Raw genomic sequence first — 3,571 nt, 5'->3', positions numbered from 1 at the left:
TGAACATGCACGCACAGCCCCAGCGGACATTGGCCGAGACGGCGCTGATCGACGCCTTCGGCGAGCAGCTGTCGCTGCTGCCCGGCGACGGCGCGGTGATGGTCAAGCGCGACGACGCGATCGAAGCCATCAAGCACGGCCTGCCGACGCGGCGCGTCGAGTCCTGGCACTATACGGACCTGCGCCGGTTGCTGACCAAGGTGCCGGCTTTCGAAGCCGGTGCTGTCGTGAAGGCGCTCGAACCCATCCTTGGCGGTTCGGCCGTGCTGCCGCTGCTGAATGGCGTTTCGAATGCCAAGGTGCCGGCGGTCGAGGGCGTCACGGTGCAGCGCCTTTCGGAAAAACTTACCGATGGCAGCGTCGCGCCCGGGCTCGATCCCTACGGCTCGGATGACGCGATCGGCGCGCTGAACACGGCCTTCGTCGCTGACGGCTATTTCGTCGATGTTGCCGAAGGCACGCAGCTGGAAAAGCCGATCGAATTGCAGAACCTGCAGGCCGGCGGCCAGTCGCATGTGCGGCTGCTGACGCGCGTAGGCGCCGGCGCCAAGGCAGTGATCGTCGAGCGCCAGGCGGGCGAGGGCGGCGACGCTCTCGTCAGCTCCGTCAGCCAGCTTGTCGTCGGTGACGGCGCGGAGGTGTCCTGGCTGATCGTGCAGGAGCAGCCGGACACGGCCACGCATCTTGCCCAGTTCAAGGCGCATATCGGCAAGGACGCCAGGTTGACGCTGTTCGTCATGAACGCTGGCGGCAAGCTGGTGCGGCAGGAGGTCGTGGTCAGGACGACAGGCGAGGGCGCGGACTTCAAATTGCGCGGCATCAACCTTCTTGCAGGCGACACGCATACTGACACCACGATGGTGCTCGACCATGCCGTGCCGCACACGACCTCGACCGAAGTGATCCGCAACGTGGTGACCGGCAAGGCGCGCGGCGTCTTCCAGGGCCGCATCAACGTGCATCAGTACGCGCAGAAGACCAACGCCAAGATGGCGTGCAACACGCTGCTCCTGTCGGACGATGGCGAGTTCTCGACCAAGCCGGAGCTGGAGATATTCGCCGACGACGTCGTCTGCGGCCATGGCGCGACGGTGACCGAGATCGACCACAACCATCTGTTCTACCTGATGGCCCGCGGCATCGACGAAAAATCCGCGCGTGGCCTTCTGGTGAAGGCATTCGTGGCTGAAGTGATCGAGGAACTGGACGACGAGGCGCTGGTCGAGGCGCTGGAAGCGCGGCTCGACGGCTGGTTCGCGACGCATGGGTAGTTCCATTCTTCCCTTGTGGGAGAATGTGGCCGGGCGAAGCTCGGTCGGAGAAGGGTGTTGGAAGGATCGTGGCCTTGGCCGGCAAGGACTTCGAAATGGACCAGAAGATCGAAACCACCCCCTATGACGTCGAGGCGATCCGCCGCGACTTCCCCATCCTGTCGCGTGAAGTCTACGGCAAGCCGCTGGTCTATCTCGACAATGGCGCCTCAGCGCAGAAGCCGCAGGTGGTGCTGGACACCATCCAGCACGCCTATGCCCAGGAATACGCCAACGTCCATCGCGGCCTGCATTTCCTGTCGAACGCCGCGACCGATGCCTATGAGAAGGCACGGAAGTCGGTGCAAAGGTTTCTGAACGCGCCAAGCACCGACAACATCGTCTTCACCTCCAACACCACCTCGGCGATCAACACGGTCGCCTATGGCTATGGCATGCCGCGGATCGGCGAGGGCGACGAGATCGTGCTCTCGATCATGGAGCATCACTCCAACATCGTGCCGTGGCATTTCATCCGCGAGCGGCAGGGCGCCAGGCTGGTCTGGGTGCCGGTCGACGATCTCGGCGCCTTCCATATCGAGGAGTTCGAGAAGCGGCTGACCACCCGCACCAAGCTCGTCGCCATCACCCAGATGTCCAATGCGCTGGGCACGGTGACGCCGATCAAGGAGATCGTGCGCATCGCACATGCGCGAGGCATTCCGGTTCTCGTCGACGGCAGCCAGAGCGCTGTCCATATGCCGATCGATGTGCAGGATCTCGACTGCGATTTCTTCGTCTTCACAGGCCACAAGGTCTACGGCCCGTCGGGCATCGGCGTCCTCTACGGCAAGAAGGAACGGCTGGAAGAGATGCGGCCCTTTATGGGCGGCGGCGAGATGATCGAGGAAGTGACGGAGGACATCGTCACCTACAACGAGCCGCCGCACCGCTTCGAGGCAGGCACGCCGCCTATCGTCCAGGCCATCGGCCTCGGCGCCGCGCTTGAGTACATGGAGAAAGTCGGTCGCGAGCGCATCGCGGCGCATGAGGCGGACCTCAAGATCTACGCGCATGAGCGGTTGCGGGCCATCAACTCGCTGCGCATCTTCGGCGACGCGCCCGGCAAGGGCGCCATCATCTCGTTCGAATTGCAGGGTATCCATGCCCATGACGTGTCGATGGTGATCGACCGGCAGGGCGTTGCGGTGCGCGCGGGCACCCATTGCGCCCAGCCGCTGTTGAAACGCTTCGGCGTGACCTCCACATGCAGGGCATCCTTCGGCATGTATAATACCAGGGCCGAAGTCGACGCTTTGGCCGATGCGCTGGAAAAGGCGCGGAAGTTCTTTGGGTGACGATGATGGACGATGTGAGCACCACTGCAGAAACCGCGTCGGAAGCGACTGCGAACGGCATTGTGTCGGCTTCGGCCATTCCCGCCGACGAACTGGCGCGGCTGACCGACGACATCGTCTCGGCGCTGAAGACGGTCTACGACCCGGAAATCCCGGCCGACATCTATGAGCTCGGCCTCGTCTACAAGATCGACATTGAGGACGACCGGACAGTCAAGATCGACATGACGCTGACCGCGCCGGGCTGTCCGGTTGCCGGCGAGATGCCGGGCTGGGTCGAGAATGCCGTCGGCGCCGTCGAAGGCGTTTCAGGCGTCGAGGTGAACATGACCTTCGATCCGCCATGGACGCCGGACCGCATGTCGGAAGAGGCGCAGGTCGCGGTCGGGTGGTATTGAGGCTGGCTTGCACGCTAGGTGAAACTTCACCATCTTAAGGGAAGACTCATTCCGTGGGCCTTGAACCCACGCGAACGTGGAGAATGACATGGGACGCTTCGCCGTCATCACGATGACCGACAAGGCCGCTGGCCGCGTGCGCGAGATCGTCGCCACCCGCGACAACGCGCATGGCATCCGCCTTGGCATCAAGAAGGGCGGTTGCGCCGGCATGGAATATACGGTCGATCTCGTGACCGAGCCGAACCCCAAGGACGACCACATCGAGCGTGACGGCGCACACGTCTATGTCGCGCCTGAGGCTGCGCTTTTCCTGTTCGGCACCGAGATGGATTTCGAGCAGACGACGCTGCGCACCGGCTTCACTTTCAAGAACCCGAACCAGAGCTCGGCCTGCGGCTGCGGCGAATCCGTGGAATTGAAGCCCGCCGACCTCAAGGCGCTGGCCGAGGCGCGCGCCTCGGCCTGATTTCCCTTCGCCCCACCTACGGGAGCAGGGGCTAATCCACGCACATGCCGGTGCGCTTGTGCCAGTCGGCGATCGATTCCTCGGGATAGACGTCGA

At 63.6% G+C, this 3,571-nt stretch carries 4 protein-coding genes; all 4 read left to right on the top strand.

Translation table 11 applies throughout. The annotated features are described in order from the left end of the window. Positions 1 to 1,271, top strand: a 1,271-nt coding sequence (gene sufD / locus Q0L57_RS08170) for a Fe-S cluster assembly protein SufD (RefSeq protein ID WP_296740942.1), incomplete at its 5' end; no start/stop codon positions are given. Positions 1,272 to 1,366: 95 nt separating this feature from the next. Continuing rightward, a complete protein-coding gene (locus Q0L57_RS08165) occupies positions 1,367 to 2,608 on the top strand; it encodes a cysteine desulfurase (RefSeq protein WP_296740940.1) in 1,242 nt (413 codons plus the stop codon). Between the two features lie 5 nt (positions 2,609 to 2,613). Then, positions 2,614 to 3,006, top strand: coding sequence for an SUF system Fe-S cluster assembly protein (locus Q0L57_RS08160; RefSeq protein WP_296740944.1), 393 nt, complete (start codon positions 2,614 to 2,616; stop codon positions 3,004 to 3,006). An 88-nt stretch (positions 3,007 to 3,094) separates the two neighbouring features. Beyond that, positions 3,095 to 3,475, top strand: a complete 381-nt coding sequence (gene sufA / locus Q0L57_RS08155) for a Fe-S cluster assembly scaffold SufA (RefSeq protein ID WP_296740938.1) — start codon at positions 3,095 to 3,097, stop codon at positions 3,473 to 3,475. Positions 3,476 to 3,571 lie beyond the last annotated feature (96 nt).

This window comes from Mesorhizobium sp. (genome assembly GCF_024509055.1).
Taxonomy (GTDB): Bacteria; Pseudomonadota; Alphaproteobacteria; order Rhizobiales; family Rhizobiaceae; genus Mesorhizobium.
Note: the sequence above shows the minus strand (reverse complement) of the source record. Positions and strands in the feature narration are given on the sequence as shown.

Excerpts from the sequence above, each read along its gene's own strand:
- sufA (WP_296740938.1), top strand. The coding sequence starts at position 3,095 with ATGGGACGCTTCGCCGTCATCACGATGACCGACAAGGCCGCTGGCCGC.
- Q0L57_RS08160 (WP_296740944.1), top strand. The coding sequence starts at position 2,614 with ATGGACGATGTGAGCACCACTGCAGAAACCGCGTCGGAAGCGACTGCG.
- Q0L57_RS08165 (WP_296740940.1), top strand. The coding sequence starts at position 1,367 with ATGGACCAGAAGATCGAAACCACCCCCTATGACGTCGAGGCGATCCGC.